This window comes from Nitrospirillum goiasense (assembly GCF_034427435.1).
Classification (GTDB): Bacteria; Pseudomonadota; Alphaproteobacteria; order Azospirillales; family Azospirillaceae; genus Nitrospirillum.
The window spans coordinates 910,136-925,594 of record NZ_JAXQNP010000003.1; the positions used below are offsets into that span (position 1 = coordinate 910,136).

Below are 15,459 nucleotides of genomic sequence, written 5' to 3' on the forward strand. Positions count from 1 at the left end.
CCGGAAGAGACGGGGGATCGGGAAGGCGGACATGGCCAAGATCGTGGTGACCGGGGCCACCGGATTCGTCGGGCGCGCCCTGCTGCCCCGCCTGCTGGCAGGGGGCCATGAGGTCGTGGCCGTGGTGCGTGCGCCTGACACCCGCCTGCCGGCGGGCGTGGTGGCGGCGCCGGTGGGTGACATCGCCGGTCCCGTGGACTGGGCCCCGGTGTTGGCGGGCGCGGAAGCCCTGATCCACCTGGCGGGCCTGGCGCATCAGCGTCATGTCACGCCCACGGCATTGCGGGCCCTGAACGTCACCGCCACCGTCCGGCTGGCCGAGGCGGCTCACGCGGCGGGACTGCGCCGCCTGGTCTATGTCAGCAGCGTGAAGGCCCAAGGCGACCATAGCCCCCCGGCCGCCCCCTGACGGAATCGGACCCGGCGCGGCCGGAAGACGCCTATGGCGATTCCAAGCGCGCGGCGGAACAGGCGCTGCGGGCGCTGTGCCCGCCGGACGGCGCCCTGTCGCTGGCCATCCTGCGCCCGCCCCTGGTGCATGGACCGGGCGTCAAGGCCAACATGGCGGCGCTGGTGCGCCTGGCGACGGAGTGGCCCGTGCTGCCCCTGGGCGGCATCGACAATCGGCGCAGCCTGATCAGCCTGGACAGCCTGACCGACGCCATCGCCCGCGCGGTTGAGCGGCCGGAGGTCACCGGCACCTTCCTGGTCGCCGACCAGCCGGCCCTGTCCACAAGCCGCTTGGTGGCCCACCTGGCCGCCGCCGCCGGCAAGCACCCCTGGCTGGTCACCCTGCCGCCGGCCGCCTGGCGCCTGGCCGGCCGCCTGCCCCGCCTGTCCGGCATCGTCGACCGGCTGACCGGGTCGCTGGAGCTCGATGACACCGCGTTCCGCGCGGCCTTCGACTGGCAGCCGCCGCTCAGCCAGGACGACGCCCTGGCGCGCACGGTGAGCGCTCACCTGCGCGGCATCCGGTCTACGCCCTGAACAGCGCCGCGACCCAGTCCACGAATACCCGCACCCGCGGCGACAACTGCCGGTTATGCGGATAGAGCACCGATACCGGCAGGGCGGGCGGGGGATGCAGGGGCAGGACCTCCACCATCGTGCCCGCCGCCAGGTCCGCCGCCAAATGATAGCGCGGCACCTGGATGAGGCCCAACCCCAGGCGGGCCGCGGCGGTGAAGCTGTCGGCACCTGTTACGCTGACCCGTCCGGGCAAGGTCAGGCGCCGCGTTTCCTCCCCGACCGTGAATTCAAACGGGTAAGGCCGCCCGGTGGAGGAGGAGACGAAGTTCACCGCCTGGTGGCCTTCCAACTCGTCCAACGTCGCCGGTGTGCCGAAGCGTTCCAGATAGGCCGGACTGGCCACCGTGGCCTGGGGCAGCAGGGCCACCCGGCGCCCGATGAGGGCGCTGTCGCGCGGTTCGCCCACCCTCAGCACGCAATCCACCCCTTCCCGCACCAGGTCGACCAGCCGGTCGCCCTCGCTGATGCTCAGGTCCAAGCCCGGGTGGCGGGCCAGGAGGTCCGGCAGGGCGGGGAACAGGTAGCGGCGCGCCAGCGTGCCGTGCACATCGACCCGCAGCAAACCCTTGGGATCCGTGGCGCGAAAGGCCCCCTCCGCCTCCTCCACGTCCGCCAGCAGACGCAGGCAGCGCTGATAAAAGGCTTCGCCGTCCAGGGTGGGGCTGACATGCCGGGTGGTGCGGTTCAGCAGCCGCGTGCCCAACCGTCCCTCCAACTGTTGCAGGGTATGGGTCACGGTGGCCCGGGGCATGCCCAGATCCTCCGCCGCCGCGGTGAAGCTGCGGCGCTCGACGATACGGGTGAAGACGCGCATGGCGTCGAAGCGATCCATGGGGCTCGGAGATTGTTTATGAAATTTGGATAGTAATGCCACAGATCGGCTGTTTATCCAAAGGAACCTGAAAGCCCATCTTTTCTTCATCACCATTACGGGCGCGCCCCGCAACGGGCGGGTTCCCGACCGAAGGCCCCCACCGAAGAAAAGGATCACGCCATGACCACGACGGCCAACAAGACCGCCCCCAAGATCGCGCTGGTGACGGGGGCGTCCCGCGGCATCGGCGCCGCCATCGCCGAACGGCTGGGGCGCGACGGACATACCGTCATCGTCAACTATGCCGGCAACGTCGCCGCCGCCGAGGCCGTCGCCGCGACGATCGAGGCAGCGGGCGCCAGGGCCCTGACCGTACAGGCCGACGTGGCCGACGCCGACGCGGTGAAGACCATGTTCGACCGGGTGGAGGCCGCGTTCGGCGGTATCGACATCCTGGTGAACAACGCCGGCATCATGCCCCTGGGGGCCATCGGCGACATGGGCGACGACACCTTCGACAAGCTGGTGGACGTCAATTTGCGGGGCACCTTCAACACCCTGCGGGAGGCGGCGCACCGCTTGCGCGACGGCGGCCGCATCGTGAACTTCTCCTCCAGCATCGTGGGGCTGTACCCGCCCACGTACGGGGTGTACGCGGCCACCAAGGCGGCGGTGGAGACCCTGACCATCGTCATGGCGCGGGAGATGCGCGGGCGGTCCATCACGGTGAACGCCATCGCCCCCGGCCCCACCGCCACCGACCTGTTCCTGGACGGCAAGTCGCAGGAGGTGGTGGACCGCCTGGCCAAGCAGGCCCCGCTGGAACGGCTGGGACAGCCCGACGACATCGCCGCCGCCGTCGCGTTCCTGGCAGGTCCGGACGGCGCCTGGATCAACGGGCAGGTGCTGCGCGCCAACGGCGGCATCATCTGAAATCCGCACCCTGATAGAGACGCGAGGACCCGACCATGAAGCAGATCATCGTCATCACCGGCGCCTCCAGCGGTTTCGGCGCCCTGGCCGCCCGCGCCCTGGCCCGGGCCGGCCACACCGTCTACGCCACCATGCGCGACACAAGGGGCCGTAACGCCCCGCAGGTGGAAAAGGCCAAGGCCTATGCCGCCGAGCACGGCGTGGATCTGCGCACGGCGGAAATGGACGTGCAGTCCGACGCCTCCGTTGAGGCGGCCGTGGCCCAGATCCTCCAGGAGGCCGGCCGATTGGATGTGATCGTCCACAACGCGGGGCACATGTCCTTTGGCCCGGCCGAGGCCTTCACGCCGGAACAGTACGCCCAGTTGTTCGACATCAACGTGCTGAGCACCCAGCGGCTGAACCGCGCGGTCCTGCCCCACCTGCGGCGCCAGGGCAAGGGCTTGGTGGTCTGGGTGTCCAGCAGCAGCACCCGGGGCGGCACCCCGCCCTATCTGGCGCCCTATTTCGCCGCCAAGGCCGCCATGGACAGCCTGGCCGTCAGCTATGCCTCGGAACTGACACGCTGGGGCATCGAGACCGCCATCATCGTCCCGGGCGCCTTCACCAAGGGCACCAACCACTTCGCCCATGCCGGCGCCCCCGCCGACGCCGCCCGCGCGGCCGAGTATGACGAGGGGCCCTACGCCGGTGTGCCAGCCCGGGCGCTGGAGGGACTGGCGGCGTTGGAGCCGCCGGACGCCGACGCCGCCAGCGTGGCCGACGCCATCGTGCGTGTGGTCGACCTGCCCCACGGCAAGCGCCCCTTCCGCACCCATGTCGACCCCTCGCAGGACGGGGCGGAGGTGGTCAACGGCGTCGCCGACCGCGTGCGGGCCGAGATGTTCCGCCGCATCGGGCTGGAGGATCTGCTGTCGCCCAAGGTGTCGTAAGCTCAGGGCAGCCCTTCCTACACCAACCCGCGTAGGCCGGAAGGTGGTTCCCCAGTTCTGGCGCACACCCTTTTGTCATTGGAAAGACAAGGGCCAGAACTCACCCACCTTTCCGCCTACGTCGGACTGCTTCATGACAGGTGGCGGCACCCATGCTAGCGTTCCACCTGTGATTGGTTATTTGCAGGTCGATTTCCTGATCCGTGGATAAGACTTGGGGGCGTTGTTCAAACCCATGCCGACCGGAGAAAATCATGGAAAGTAATCGCCACCGTCTCCTTTGGCGCGGCCTTCTGGCTGCCGCCTCCCTGACCACCGTCGCCGCCTGCGGATCACCCCGGCCCGAGCGCGTGGACCTCAGCCACAGCTACCGCATGGTGGATGAGCGCGGCCGCACCGCCGGCCAGGTGGTGTTCTATCCCGCTGGCGGCGGCGCGGTTTACGACGCCGACAATAACCTGATCGGCAGCGTCGCCCCGCCCAGTTCCACCACCATGGCGCCACCCCCGGCGCCGGCACCGCGCAACTATCCTTAATGTCCCCCAGTTCCCAGTCTTGTGATCCCCCTCCCGTCTGAGGCGCCTCGGGTGGGGACCGGTGGCCCCGGTCCCCACCCGTTTTCTTGTGTGCCGGGCCCCTGAAAAAATTTATGCCGGCGGCAGTGGGCTGCGCCTGGGCTTTGCCGTTTCCTCTGGAAAAGCGGTCCCTTCCCCCGCATTGACGGCCCCAGGGCCCCATGGCATTGAGGCCGGATCGGCCGCCTGCAGCCGCACAAGAAACGCGGCCGTTCAAGAAATACAGGGGAGATGCCATTCCATGAGCCTGCCGCCCGTCCTTGCCCAGAACCTGGCGCTGCCGGTCATCGCCTCGCCCATGTTCATCGTGTCCAACCCGGATCTGGTCATCGCCCAGTGCCTGGGCGGCATCGTCGGATCCTTCCCGGCGCTGAACGCCCGGCCGAAGGAGGCGCTGGAGGAGTGGCTGACGCGCATCGACACCACCCTGGCCGACGCCCGCGCCGCCAATCCGGACGCCAAGATCGCGCCCTATGCCGTCAACCAGATCATCCACCAGTCCAACGACCGGCTGGAGCATGACATGGAGGTGTGCGTGCGGCACAAGGTGCCGATCATCATCACCTCGCTGCGGGCGCCGGGCGACATCGTGCCCCATGTCCACAGCTATGGCGGCCTGGTGTTCCACGACGTCATCAGCCTGCGCCACGCGGAGAAGGCGCTGGAGGCCGGGGTGGATGGGCTGATCCTGGTGGCCGCGGGGGCCGGCGGGCATGCCGGGGCGCTCAGCCCCTTCGCCCTGGTGGGGGAGGTGCGGCGCTTCTACGACGGCCCCATCATCCTGTCCGGCGCCATCGCCACCGGCGACGCCATCCTGGCGGCCCAGGCCATGGGCGCCGACCTCGCCTACATGGGCACCCGTTTCATCGCCACGACCGAGGCCAACGCCGCCGCCGCCTACAAGCAGGCCATCGTCGACGCCAGCGCGTCCGACATCGTCTACACGCCTTTCTTCACCGGCGTGGCGGGCAATTACCTGAAATCCAGCATCGTGGCCGCAGGCATGGACCCCGACAACCTGCCCCAGGTGGACCGCAGCAAGATGAACTTCGGCGCGGCGGCGGCCTCGGGCGCCAAGGCGTGGAAGGACATCTGGGGGGCCGGCCAAGGCGTGGGCGCCATTGGCGAGGTCATGCCCACCGCCGACCTCATAGCGCGGCTGAAGGCGGAATATGCCGCCGCCCGCGCCCGGTTGAGCCTGTAAAGGGAAGACGCCCCCAAGAAGGAAAAGGGGTGCGACGGTCCAGCCGTCGCACCCCTTTTCGCTTCACCGCGGCTTCAGTGATCGGAACCGTGCAGGATCTGGTCCCGGATGCCGGTGTCGTACGCCAGGCCTTCCTCGGTGATGATGGCGGCGTTGGGGAATTGCGACTTGATCAGGCCCTTGCGCTCCAGCGCCACCCAGGCGGCCGGGTTGGCCAGGCCGGTGGCGTCGGCCGACATCACGGTGTACGGGCCCAGGTGGAAGTGGTTGCCATGCGCGTGCGGGAAACGGTCGACCAGGACACCGCCCTCGACCACCGGCTGCCCCACGCCCTCGATCCCGGCCAGAACCTGCAGCAGGGTCAGGGTCTTGAGCTGCAGGGGATTCAGCTTCAGCGGGTTCTTTTTCGCGGGCGACATGGGCGTGTCCTCAAAGGAATGACGGGGAAGCGTTGATATGGGGGTGCCATTTACCCCCGCCAGCCCGCCGCCCGCAAGCCATCAGCGTTTTTGGCGCGCCTTCACCGCTCGTGCCTTCGCCGCTCCTGGGCCGCGCGCCCACCAGCCCGCCGGCAAGTTCAGTTCCAGCAGGCCCGCCGCCAGCATGATGCCGCACAGCCACCAGGTCTGCCACGCGCCGTAGGAGAAGCAGCCCACCGCGATGGTGGCGGCGATGGCCGCCAAGGCCGTGGCCTGGGCATAGGCGGGCAGGCGCCGCGTCGCCAAGGCCAGCCCCGCCCCCAGCCAGGTGTGCAGCACGCTGCCCACCACGCCCAGCTCCAGCAGCACCTGAAGAAAAATGTTGTGCGGATGCAGGGGGATGATGGGGGATTCGGGGTGGAACTTGGAAACCTCGCCCTCATCCGGGATGTTGCGGGAGCTGTCGAGCCCCCAGCCGAACACGGGCTTTTCCAGGATGCGGCGGGCGGCGACGTCCCATATCTCCACGCGATGACGGAAGCTCCACGGCATCCGCGTCTCTTCCGTCAGGCCGGCGCGGTGCAGGCCCAGGGAAATGGGGATGGACAGGATGGGCCCGGCCAGCAGCAGGGCGATCATCACCGCCCGCGCCGTGCGGGCCGACAGCCGCGCCAGGCCGTAGAACACCAGGCCGGTCCCCAGGCCCACCTTGGCCGAGGCGCTGGTGCCGCCCAAGGCCGTCAGGAAAAAGGCGGCGGGCATGACCCAGGCCCAGGGCATGGCGCGTCCCGCCGGGGGCGGCACCATCGCTGCCAGCGCCGGCAACCGGGCGAACGCGCCCCGGCCGGTGACCCAGGCCAGGCGGGCCAGGGCCAAGCCCAGGGGCCACGCCAGGGTGGCAAACAGCACGGCCGGCCGGTTCAGCGCCCGGTCATGATCCACCTTGGTGCCCTCCAGCGCCTTTTCCAGGCGATAGATGGGCTGATCGCCCAACACCTCGATGGCGAAGATGGCAAGACCGACGACCATGCCCAGGGTGGCCCAGCGCAGCAGCAGCCAGCGCCGCCGCTCATCCACCTCGCGCAGGGTGCCCATCCAGAATAGGAAGGGCACGACCGTGTAGAGGAAGGTCAGCAGTTGGGAGATGCCGTCCTTGCGCACCGGCGTCCACAACACGGACACAGCCCCCAGCGCCAAGCACAGCACCAGCGGCAGCATCGGGCTGGCCCGCCAAGTGGCGCGTGCGGTCAGGAAAGCGGGAAGACGCCGGGCGCGCAGCGCGTAAAGGATGCCCCCCAGGACCGACAGGCTGATCAGCGTGGGTGCCGTGCCCAGGGGCAGCAGCGCGCAGATGAAGCCGAGTATCGTCACCAGGAACAGCGTAAGCCCCATCCACGGCAGGCTGAACGGCAGCGCCTTGGTGGTGGAGAGGGTGTGCCCGATGGGATGAGGCGGGGGGAGAACCGGCGCTGTGGTCCGCAGGTCAGGCGTGGTCTGGGTCAACGACATCTTGCTCCAGTCTCTGTCCGATGGCTAAGAGCCCCCCAGCCCCGCCATGCAAGCCCCCTTCTTTTACTCGGGAATAGGCCCGCTCCCAGCGCTTTTTCACAGCATCACACCATTGGCACGATATCGGGGTCATACCCGGGCCAGCAAGTCGGCCGCGGCGGCCGCCACCTGCTCCAGCGAGAGCGCCGCCATGCGCGCCTCGGCCGTCGGTTCGTCCCCGCCATTCGGCGGGATCGGCGCCACCACGGCCTGGGCCCGGGGCCCCCACGGGGCGTAAAGATGCGACGGTGTGGGACCGAACAGGCCCACGGTGGGCGTCCCCGCCGCCGCCGCGACATGCATGAGGCCGCTGTCATTACCCACGAACAGGCGGGCGTGCTCCAGGCAGGCCCCTGCCAGCAAGGGATCGGTGCGCCCCACCAGATCAATGACGCGGTGCGCGCCCAATGCGGCGGACAGGGCATCCAACACCGGGGCGCAGCGCGGCCGCTCCGCCTCCGCCGCCAGGACCATGACCCGGGCGGGGGCGGGCCCGGTGGCCAGCGGCCCCGTAACCAGGCACTGGGCCAGCGTGGCGAAGCGGTCGGCGGGCCATTCCTTGCCCGTCCAATTGGCCGCGGGCCCCAGCGCCAGGATGGGCCCGCCATCGGGGCCGACCAGCGCGCGCGCCTGGGCGCGCAGGGCGTCATCCAGGAAAAGGCGCGGGCTGGGGGGCGGATCCAGGCCCAGCACCCGGCCCAGGGAGACGACCTTGGGCTGGCGGTCATCCCCGCCCCGGAAGGTGGCGCGGCGGCGGGCCAGGATCAGCCAGGAAACGGCGCTGTCGCGCAGGTCCACCACCAGATCCCACCGATGGCCCACCACGTGACGCCATAGCGCCAGCCAGTGGCCGGCCATGCGCCGCTTGGGCATGGCGATGATCTGGTCCAGACGCGGCACGGCGCGGAACAAGGGGGCGGCGATGGGACCGCAGGCGATGGTGAAACGCGCGTCGGGCAGGCTGTCGACCAGATGCCCCAGGAGACCGGTGGTCAGCACCGCGTCGCCCAGACGGGTGGAGGTGATGAACAGAACCCGCAACAGACTGACCCCCACACCCACGGCCGATTCCGGCGACGGCCCCTTATACAAGCGTCATCAGACGCTTGCCAATGCGGCGATGGCGGCGGACCATTGCCCTGGTATCGCAACCCGGGTTCGCGCCCACGCGCTTTCCCGGGAGGACGGCATGCAAGGCCCGCCCCTTGCGGCGACGGGCATCGTCCCTTACGTGTTGAAGCCATTCCCGGGAAAACTGTTCAGGTTCAGCATCATGACCGAAGGCGTCGCATTTTCATGGCCCCCCGCCCCGGCGGCGGGTGCCGGCCAGTTGGCGGACCGGGGAGTCCTGGCGCTGACCGGGCCCGACGCCCGCACCTTCCTGCAGGGCCTGATCACCAACGATGTCCGGCGCGTCGCCCCGTCGCGCGCCCTCTATGCCCTGTTCCTGACGGCCCAGGGAAAATTCCTGCACGAGATGTTCGTGGTCGCCCACGTCGACGCCACGGGGGAAGAGACGCTGCTGATCGAGACGGAGGCCGCGCGGGCAGCCGACCTGCTGCGCCGCCTGTCGCTGTACAAGCTGCGGTCCAAGGTGGCCCTGGCCGATGCCGGCGCGCGCTGGGCCGTGGCCGTCGCCCCCGGCGCGTCGGGGGACGGTGAACCCGGAAGCGCCTGGACGGTGGAGACGCCGGACGGAAGCGCCATCGCCTATACCGATCCGCGCCATCCCGGCCTTGGCCTGCGCCTCCTGCTGCCGCGCGCGGCGGCGGAGGCCCTGCCGGACGCGTCGGAGGCCTATGCCCGCCTGCGGCTGGACCTGGGCGTGCCCGATGGCAGCCGCGACCTGGTGCCTGAAAAATCCATACCCCTGGAAAACGGCATGGATCACCTGCATGCCGTCGCCTTCGACAAGGGCTGCTACATGGGGCAGGAATTGACGGCGCGCACCCATTACCGCGCCCTTATCCGCAAGCGTCTGATGCGGGTTGCCGCGACGGCCGGCCAGGCCCTGCCGCCCGCCGGGACGCCCGTCGTCTGGGGCGACCGCGAGGTGGGGGAGATGCGCAGCAGCTTGGGCGCGCACGGCCTGGCCCTGCTGCGTATCGAGGATGTGGAAAAGCCGGACGTGGCCCTGACCAGCGATGGGGTGCCGCTGGTGGTCAGTGGCCCGGTGCCGGCGCCCCGGCCTTAGGCGCCGCGCCAACCTCGGCGGACGCGGCGGACTCAGCGGACGCGACCAATTCGGCGTAGAGACGCTCCAGCGCCTCCAGGCTGGCGGCTTGGCTGTAGGCGGCCAGCGTGGGGCGATGGCGCAGGCGGATACCGGAGTCCCGGGCCTGCGCCACGGCGTTCAGCGCCACGCCCAGGGCCTCCGCCAAATCATCGGCATCGCCCAGCGCCGCCAGGGGCGCCAGCGCCAGCCCATTGCCCGTGCGCACACCATCCGCCACGCCAAAGGCGTCGTGCCCTTCCAGCGACGGCGGTTGCAGCACGGTGCGCGCCCCTTCAGAAGCGGAGGCCACCACCGGCACACCGGCGTCCAGGGCCTCCAGGAACACCAGGCCGAATGGTTCGAACCGGGAGGGGGAACAGAACAGGTCGGCGGCGTGGTAGAAATCCTTCACGTCGCCGCGGAAGCCCATGAGACGGATGGCCGGGCAATCCGCCGCCTGCTGGCGCAGGGGCCCCATCTCCGGCCCGTCGCCCACGATGGCCAGTTTCAGGTTCGGACGATCCAGACCCCGCACGGCGCTGACCAGCAGGTCGAAGCCCTTTTCCCGCACCAGCGGCCCCACGCCCAACACCAGCACGTCGCCGGGCAGTTCCGCACCCATTTCGCCGCGCAACGCGGCGATGCGGCCCTTGTCGGGGGCGGGGTGGGCCTGCTGCCACAGGTTGACCCGGGCGATGCGCCCCTCGAAACCGCCCAGCTTGGCCTCTTGCGCCTGCCAGTCCGTGGTCGCGACGACGGCGTCGTGATTCTGGTACCAGCGGCGGCGATAATCGGGATGCATGGTCGCCAGGACCGAGGGGCGCCCTGGCAGCAAGGGCCGGAGCCGGCCCACCGTTTGGCCCGCCCGGCCGCCATGGCAGTGGATGACATCAGGCCGGAACCGGCGGATATGACTCCAGATCCCCGGCGCCATGAGCCCGGGTCCCACCGTCACCACCCTCAACCCCGGCAGTTCGCCCGAACTCGGCAGTTCATCCCGGATGGACCGGCCGCCAGCGTCGGCACAGTCGGCCCGCACGATCAGCAGAACATCGTGATGGCGCGCCTGGGACATGGCCAGACTGGCCACGTGCCGCTCGGCCCCGCGAAAGCCCTTGGACAAGATAATCTGGACGATACGCATACAGGCCCTCGACACGAAACCCGCGCAGCCACACCGGTGCAGCCAACCGGGCCCCCGCAGCCAGGATCCAGGCATGTCATCCTGCCCGACCTGATCCTTCCTACGCCCTGGCCAGCGTGGGGGCAAGCCCAAGGCGGCCTCTGCCGCGCAAGGTCGCAGGGAACACTTGTTCTATCACGGGCCAGCGACGCCAACCTTTCGCCCGCCCCCCGGCCGAACCGCGCCGTACAAAGTAATTGACGAAGGCCGGCCACCCTTACACACCATGGCGCCTTGGGAATGGGTCGCCTTCCGGTGGCCCGGTGCGCGCGGGCGATAGGCGGGTGGGGGTATGAAGTCAGGGGTCAGTTCAACACCCACGGCCAGGAAGGGCGCGGCGAGGGGCAGCCTGCGTCACGCCAGCGGCTGGATCACCGCCCTGGTCATCGCCGCCTCGATCGCCCTGGTGGCGGCCGCGACCTATAACATGGCCTTGTTCAGCCGGGTCGATCGCTCGCTGGATGAAACGCCGGCCGTGGCCGCGGCCAAGTCCCGCGCCCTGGATGAGACGCGGTCGGCGCTGGGCAACGGTGGCCTGCTGAACGCCCTGGCCGTTTACGCCGAGACCGGCAGCGTCCAGGCGCGGGCCGACATTTCCCAGGCGCTTGAGACGGCCGACCGCAACGTTCGCGCCTTTGAAGGCAACCGCCTGACCACCGCCGAGTCGGACTTGGCGCGCGACCTGCACCGTTTGATCGACCGCTACCGGGCGGCGGTGAACGCCGCGGGCGACAAGCCACAGGCGCTCTCCGGCGCCACCGGCCTGTCGCTGATGACGCTGCACGCCGCCGTGGCCGACCGTATCGCCCAATTGCGCCGGCAAGAGGTGCAGGCCACGGCTGATGTCCTGGCGGGCCCCGCCCGCGCCGGGTTCTGGCTGGGCATCGCGGCCGTTGGCGCCATGCTGGCCACGGCGGCCGCCGCGCTGTGGCTGATCCGGCTGCGACTGCTGGGGCCGCTGGACCAACTGCGCGATAGCGTGGGCGGCGTGGCCCGGGGCGATTGGCGCGTGCCGGTGGCCGGCACGGACCGCGCCGACGAGCTGGGCGACATGGCCCGTGCCATCGAATCCTTCCGCCGCCAAGTGGCCGACCTGCCGGACGTCTCCATCATCACCGAGGACGGGCGGACGCGCCTGAAGTTCGACGGCGACGCCCGCGACCTGTTCGACCAGCTGACCAGTCGGCTGCGCAGCGCCGGCGACACCCTGGCCGGCAACGGCGACGCCGTGTCCAGCCTGGTGGCCGACACGCGGCGCGACCTGACGGCGCTGCTGGGGGACACGCGCCAGGAGCTGACCGACGGCGTGCGCCGCATGGGCGAACTGTGCGGCGCCGTGGCCAAGGCGGCCGGCGACAGCAACCGCGAGATCAAGGAGGCGACGGAGCTGTTGAGCCGCGCCGCCTTGCAGGTGCACGCCTTCGACGACCGGGGCGGCGGCGGCGGGCTGGACAATCTGGTGGAGGCCCTGCGCCGCAACGCCGAGCTGGTGGCCGGCACCGTCCTGACCGCGGGCGAGGACGTGGGCCGCGTGGTGCGTGGCCTGTCGGAAACGGAAGGCGCCTTGCGGCGCGCCACCGGCGACGCGCAGGAGGCCAACGAGCGCATGAACGCCGCCATGGGCGACCTGCAGGCCAAGTTGCTGGCCTCGGTCAAGCTGCTGCGCGCGTCGGGCGAGATGTTGGCCAGCAGCACGGCGGAGGCCACCAGCGGCCTGACCCGGGCGACGGAAGCCGTGGGCAACAGCGACCGCAACCTGCAGGCGGCCTTGGCCCATGCCGGCGACCGGCTGGAGCGCGTGACCGGCCGCGTGGAAAGCTCCGCCGAGCTGCTGCGCGGCACCGCGGATGAGGTCACGCGCAACCTGTCGGGCGCGCTGGACGGCCTGAACCGGGCCAACCGCCTGATCGAGACCGCCGCCGAGGCCAACAGCACCCGGCTGGAACCCGTGGCGGAAAGCCTGGCCGCGGTGCAGCGCGACCTGGCGGGCGCCGCCGCCGGGGTGGCACTACGCGCCGGCGAGATGACCCGCACCCTGGAGGGACTGGGCAAGGTGTCGGAGGCGATGCGCGCCGAGTTGGAGCGCCGCAGCGCCGACCCCGACCAGAAGGCCGCCGCCGACGAGGCCATCGCCCGGCTGGAGGCGACCGCCCATGCCCTGGGCGACCGGGCGGGCAGCATCGGCGACACCGCCACCCGCCTGTCGGACATGCTGAGCGCCGGTCTGGGCGACGCGGGCGCCAAGGTGGAGGGTGCGGTGCGCGACCTGCAGCGCGAGGCCGCCAGCCTGGCGACCGACGCCAGCGGCGCCACCAACGCGCTGAACCGCGCCTTGGCGCGCCAGGACGAGGCGACGGAGGCGCTGCGCGCCCTGACCGGCAGCCTGGCGGAGGCGCTGGCGCCGCGGATCGACCCCAACCTGGCCACCGTCGAGACACTGGCCGACGGGCTGCGCATCCGCATGGAGGCGGCCGACCGCACCATCCGCGGCCTGTTGGACCTGACCGACCATCTGAGGGCGCTGGTCGACACCAGCCGCGCCCATGAGCAGGCGAGCACCGCCGCGACCAAGGAACTGGGCGACCGCCTGGCGGCCATCGCCGAACAGCTGCGCGCCGCCACCGGCGGCTGAGGAAGCCGCTCCGGGGCCGGCGATGACGTGTCTGGCCGTTGTTTCCCGCGGCTTTTCCGCCTGAAATGCGGCGGTCGCACTTTGATACGATAATTAAAAAGGGCGGCGGCCGAGCAGCCGCCGCCCTTTTTGCTTCTGCAGCGACCGGCTTATTTCGCGGCCGGGGCGGCCGGCGCCGCTGGCGCGGTCGTCGGGGCCGGGGCGGCGGTGCCAACCGGCACCAACGTGACGTTCACGGGGCTGTCGTACTTGTTATCGGCGCCGCTGGCGCTATCGATCGCCCAACCAATACCGCCACCGGCCAGGATATTGCCGACCGTGGCGCCGGCGGTGCCGGATTTGTTCAGGAAGGTCGCTTCCTGGAATCCATCCTTGGTGCACCGGATAGTGATGTCGTGCTTGGTCTTCTTCACCGTGGCCGAGGCGGGGGTCTGGCTCACGCGGGCAATGACCGTGCCTTCCCGTTCCAGGGCGCAACTGGCGCCAGCGGGATTGGTGTTGATGGTGATTTCCTGGGAGGTGCCCTCAATAATGGAGGAGCAGGCCGACAAGCTGAATATGGCCAAGGTGGCAGCAAGCGCTAACCGAATATGCATAACGAGTCACCACTTAAGAGATAGCAAGACCCGCAGCATATTAGTTGCGACAGCGTTATTCATTGCACGAATGCGGTTAACGGCACATCGTCGCAGCGGCATAATGTCGCACATCCGCCAGAGCGTTGCGGCCTACTCCTCCCCGTCCAGATGGGCCGCGTCATAGGCCCGGCGGCTGGCGCGGATGGCGGGCTGGTGGTGCGTGGCCCACTGGGCCAGTTGCGCCAGATGGGTGGAAAAGCTGCGCCCCAAATCCGTCAGGGCGTATTCCACCTGGGGCGGGGTGGTGGGAAAAACGGTGCGGCTGGCCAGGCCGTCGCGTTCCAGCTTCCGCAAGGTTTGCGCCAACATGCGCTGGGAGATGCCGGCGATGGCGCGGCGCAGGGCGTTGAAGCGGGCCGGCCCCTGCTCAAGGTGGCTGATGACCAGCACGCTCCACGCATCCCCCAGGCGATCCAGCACATCGCGCACCGGGCAGACGCCGTCATCCCCGTCGGCCATGGGGCCGGCCATCACGAGATCCAAGGTGGTGGCGCTTTTTCCGGCGCCGCGCGGGGGTAACTGTCCATCGATGTCTCCTTGCAGGCCGGGCAATTCACACCGGCGCCGGGCGGTAATGCCGCGATAACCAGGGTACGCGCACATGCCTTCTTACAAACCGGCAGCCGAAATGGCATCTGGTTACCGAACGTAACCTAGTTCGCTGCGCGAGGGTTCGCCAGCGTCAAAACAGGAGTGACCCACATGAACATCGCCCTGATCGGCGCCACCGGCAATGTCGGCACCCGTATCCTGGCGGAGCTGCGCCGCCGCGGCCACACCGTCACCGCCATCGTCCGCAACGCCGCCAAGGTGCCGGCGCAGGAGGGGGTGACGGCCAAGGCCGGCGACATCGGTGACGCCGCCGGACTGGCGCCCCTGCTGGCCGGCCATGACGCCGTGATCAGCAGCATTCCCTTCAGCGGCCTGGACCTGACCTCGCTGGTGACGGCCGTCAAGACCGCCGCGGTGAAACGCCTGCTGATCGTCGGCGGCGCCGGGTCGCTGGAGGTGGCGCCGGGCGTGGCCCTGATCGACACCCCGGAGTTCCCCGCCGCCTACAAGGCGGAGGCCAGCGCCGGCCGCGATGTGCTGAACGCGCTGCGCCAAGGCATCGCCCAGGAAGGTGGGGTGGAGTGGACCTTCCTGTCGCCGTCCGCCTACATCTTCCCGGGCGAGCGCACCGGCCAATTCCGGCTGGCTGACGACCAGTTGCTGGTCGACGCCGAGGGCAAGAGCCACATCAGCTACGAGGATTTCGCGGTCGCCCTGGTGGATGAGGTGGAAAGCCCCGCCCACGCCAACCGCCGCTTCACCGTCGGTTATTAAGACCAAATTGA

At 69.9% G+C, this 15,459-nt stretch carries 16 protein-coding genes; 9 read left to right on the top strand and 7 right to left on the bottom strand.

The window, feature by feature from the left end; translation table 11 throughout:
• Positions 1–31 precede the first annotated feature (31 nt).
• Both ULB03_RS18510 and ULB03_RS18515 read left to right on the top strand, forming a co-directional pair.
• A complete protein-coding gene (locus ULB03_RS18510) occupies positions 32–409 on the top strand; it encodes an NAD-dependent epimerase/dehydratase family protein (protein ID WP_322484577.1) in 378 nt (125 codons plus the stop codon).
• A complete protein-coding gene (locus tag ULB03_RS18515) occupies positions 406–987 on the top strand; it encodes an NAD-dependent epimerase/dehydratase family protein (protein ID WP_322485229.1) in 582 nt (193 codons plus the stop codon). Before ULB03_RS18510 ends, ULB03_RS18515 begins: the two co-directional genes overlap by 4 nt.
• On the opposite strand, the gene ULB03_RS18520 is transcribed toward ULB03_RS18515, so the two are convergent.
• Entirely contained in the window at positions 977–1,861 is an 885-nt protein-coding gene (locus ULB03_RS18520; RefSeq protein ID WP_322484578.1) for a LysR family transcriptional regulator, read from the bottom strand. The two genes, ULB03_RS18515 and ULB03_RS18520, sit on opposite strands and share 11 nt — an antisense overlap.
• 162 nt (positions 1,862–2,023) lie before the next feature.
• Here ULB03_RS18520 and ULB03_RS18525 point away from each other — a divergent pair, with 162 nt between their 5' ends.
• From ULB03_RS18525 to ULB03_RS18540, 4 genes are all read left to right on the top strand, one after another.
• On the top strand, positions 2,024–2,776 hold the full coding sequence (locus ULB03_RS18525; RefSeq protein WP_322484579.1) for an SDR family oxidoreductase: 753 nt from the start codon (positions 2,024–2,026) through the stop codon (positions 2,774–2,776).
• A gap of 35 nt (positions 2,777–2,811) precedes the next feature.
• Positions 2,812–3,708, top strand: coding sequence for an SDR family oxidoreductase (locus ULB03_RS18530; protein ID WP_322484580.1), 897 nt, complete (start codon positions 2,812–2,814; stop codon positions 3,706–3,708).
• A gap of 254 nt (positions 3,709–3,962) precedes the next feature.
• Positions 3,963–4,244, top strand: a complete 282-nt coding sequence (locus tag ULB03_RS18535) for a hypothetical protein (RefSeq protein ID WP_322484581.1) — start codon at positions 3,963–3,965, stop codon at positions 4,242–4,244.
• A gap of 280 nt (positions 4,245–4,524) precedes the next feature.
• The gene (locus ULB03_RS18540) at positions 4,525–5,487 is read left to right on the top strand and encodes an NAD(P)H-dependent flavin oxidoreductase (protein ID WP_322484582.1); all 963 of its coding nucleotides are present in this window, start codon (positions 4,525–4,527) and stop codon (positions 5,485–5,487) included.
• A gap of 74 nt (positions 5,488–5,561) precedes the next feature.
• Here ULB03_RS18540 and ULB03_RS18545 read toward each other — a convergent pair whose 3' ends face one another.
• The 3 genes from ULB03_RS18545 to ULB03_RS18555 form a co-directional block, all read right to left on the bottom strand.
• On the bottom strand, positions 5,562–5,906 hold the full coding sequence (locus ULB03_RS18545) for a hypothetical protein (RefSeq protein WP_322484583.1): 345 nt from the start codon (positions 5,904–5,906) through the stop codon (positions 5,562–5,564).
• 81 nt (positions 5,907–5,987) lie between these two features.
• Positions 5,988–7,415 (bottom strand): O-antigen ligase family protein, encoded by a 1,428-nt coding sequence (locus ULB03_RS18550; RefSeq protein WP_322484584.1) that lies wholly within the window; start codon positions 7,413–7,415, stop codon positions 5,988–5,990.
• Between the two features lie 129 nt (positions 7,416–7,544).
• A complete protein-coding gene (locus tag ULB03_RS18555; RefSeq protein ID WP_322484585.1) occupies positions 7,545–8,495 on the bottom strand; it encodes a glycosyltransferase family 9 protein in 951 nt (316 codons plus the stop codon).
• 232 nt (positions 8,496–8,727) lie between these two features.
• Between ULB03_RS18555 and ygfZ the strand changes: the two genes are divergently transcribed.
• Positions 8,728–9,648 (top strand): CAF17-like 4Fe-4S cluster assembly/insertion protein YgfZ, encoded by a 921-nt coding sequence (gene ygfZ, locus ULB03_RS18560; RefSeq protein ID WP_322484586.1) that lies wholly within the window; start codon positions 8,728–8,730, stop codon positions 9,646–9,648.
• On the opposite strand, the gene ULB03_RS18565 is transcribed toward ygfZ, so the two are convergent.
• On the bottom strand, positions 9,617–10,813 hold the full coding sequence (locus tag ULB03_RS18565) for a glycosyltransferase family 4 protein (protein ID WP_322484587.1): 1,197 nt from the start codon (positions 10,811–10,813) through the stop codon (positions 9,617–9,619). The two genes, ygfZ and ULB03_RS18565, sit on opposite strands and share 32 nt — an antisense overlap.
• 331 nt (positions 10,814–11,144) lie before the next feature.
• On the opposite strand from ULB03_RS18565, the gene ULB03_RS18570 reads away from it, so the two are divergent.
• Complete coding sequence (locus tag ULB03_RS18570; RefSeq protein ID WP_322484588.1) at positions 11,145–13,484, top strand: HAMP domain-containing protein; 2,340 nt, start codon at positions 11,145–11,147, stop codon at positions 13,482–13,484.
• A 149-nt stretch (positions 13,485–13,633) separates the two neighbouring features.
• Here the strand turns inward: ULB03_RS18570 and ULB03_RS18575 are convergent, their stop codons facing one another.
• On the bottom strand, positions 13,634–14,050 hold the full coding sequence (locus ULB03_RS18575) for a hypothetical protein (RefSeq protein WP_322484589.1): 417 nt from the start codon (positions 14,048–14,050) through the stop codon (positions 13,634–13,636).
• Positions 14,051–14,212: 162 nt separating this feature from the next.
• Positions 14,213–14,593, bottom strand: coding sequence for a winged helix-turn-helix transcriptional regulator (locus ULB03_RS18580; protein ID WP_322484590.1), 381 nt, complete (start codon positions 14,591–14,593; stop codon positions 14,213–14,215).
• 231 nt (positions 14,594–14,824) lie between these two features.
• Here ULB03_RS18580 and ULB03_RS18585 point away from each other — a divergent pair, with 231 nt between their 5' ends.
• Positions 14,825–15,448 carry an NAD(P)-dependent oxidoreductase gene (locus ULB03_RS18585; protein ID WP_322484591.1) on the top strand — a complete coding sequence of 208 codons (624 nt, stop codon included), beginning with the start codon at positions 14,825–14,827 and terminating at the stop codon, positions 15,446–15,448.
• Positions 15,449–15,459 lie beyond the last annotated feature (11 nt).

Bases quoted from the DNA above. Each gene is read 5' to 3' on its own strand.
- ULB03_RS18510 (WP_322484577.1), top strand. From the start codon at position 32: ATGGCCAAGATCGTGGTGACCGGGGCCACCGGATTCGTCGGGCGCGCC.
- ULB03_RS18520 (WP_322484578.1), bottom strand. From the start codon at position 1,861: ATGGATCGCTTCGACGCCATGCGCGTCTTCACCCGTATCGTCGAGCGC.
- ULB03_RS18525 (WP_322484579.1), top strand. From the start codon at position 2,024: ATGACCACGACGGCCAACAAGACCGCCCCCAAGATCGCGCTGGTGACG.
- ULB03_RS18530 (WP_322484580.1), top strand. From the start codon at position 2,812: ATGAAGCAGATCATCGTCATCACCGGCGCCTCCAGCGGTTTCGGCGCC.
- ULB03_RS18535 (WP_322484581.1), top strand. From the start codon at position 3,963: ATGGAAAGTAATCGCCACCGTCTCCTTTGGCGCGGCCTTCTGGCTGCC.
- ULB03_RS18540 (WP_322484582.1), top strand. From the start codon at position 4,525: ATGAGCCTGCCGCCCGTCCTTGCCCAGAACCTGGCGCTGCCGGTCATC.
- ULB03_RS18545 (WP_322484583.1), bottom strand. From the start codon at position 5,906: ATGTCGCCCGCGAAAAAGAACCCGCTGAAGCTGAATCCCCTGCAGCTC.
- ULB03_RS18550 (WP_322484584.1), bottom strand. From the start codon at position 7,415: ATGTCGTTGACCCAGACCACGCCTGACCTGCGGACCACAGCGCCGGTT.
- ygfZ (WP_322484586.1), top strand. From the start codon at position 8,728: ATGACCGAAGGCGTCGCATTTTCATGGCCCCCCGCCCCGGCGGCGGGT.
- ULB03_RS18565 (WP_322484587.1), bottom strand. From the start codon at position 10,813: ATGCGTATCGTCCAGATTATCTTGTCCAAGGGCTTTCGCGGGGCCGAG.
- ULB03_RS18570 (WP_322484588.1), top strand. From the start codon at position 11,145: ATGAAGTCAGGGGTCAGTTCAACACCCACGGCCAGGAAGGGCGCGGCG.
- ULB03_RS18580 (WP_322484590.1), bottom strand. From the start codon at position 14,593: ATGGCCGGCCCCATGGCCGACGGGGATGACGGCGTCTGCCCGGTGCGC.
- ULB03_RS18585 (WP_322484591.1), top strand. From the start codon at position 14,825: ATGAACATCGCCCTGATCGGCGCCACCGGCAATGTCGGCACCCGTATC.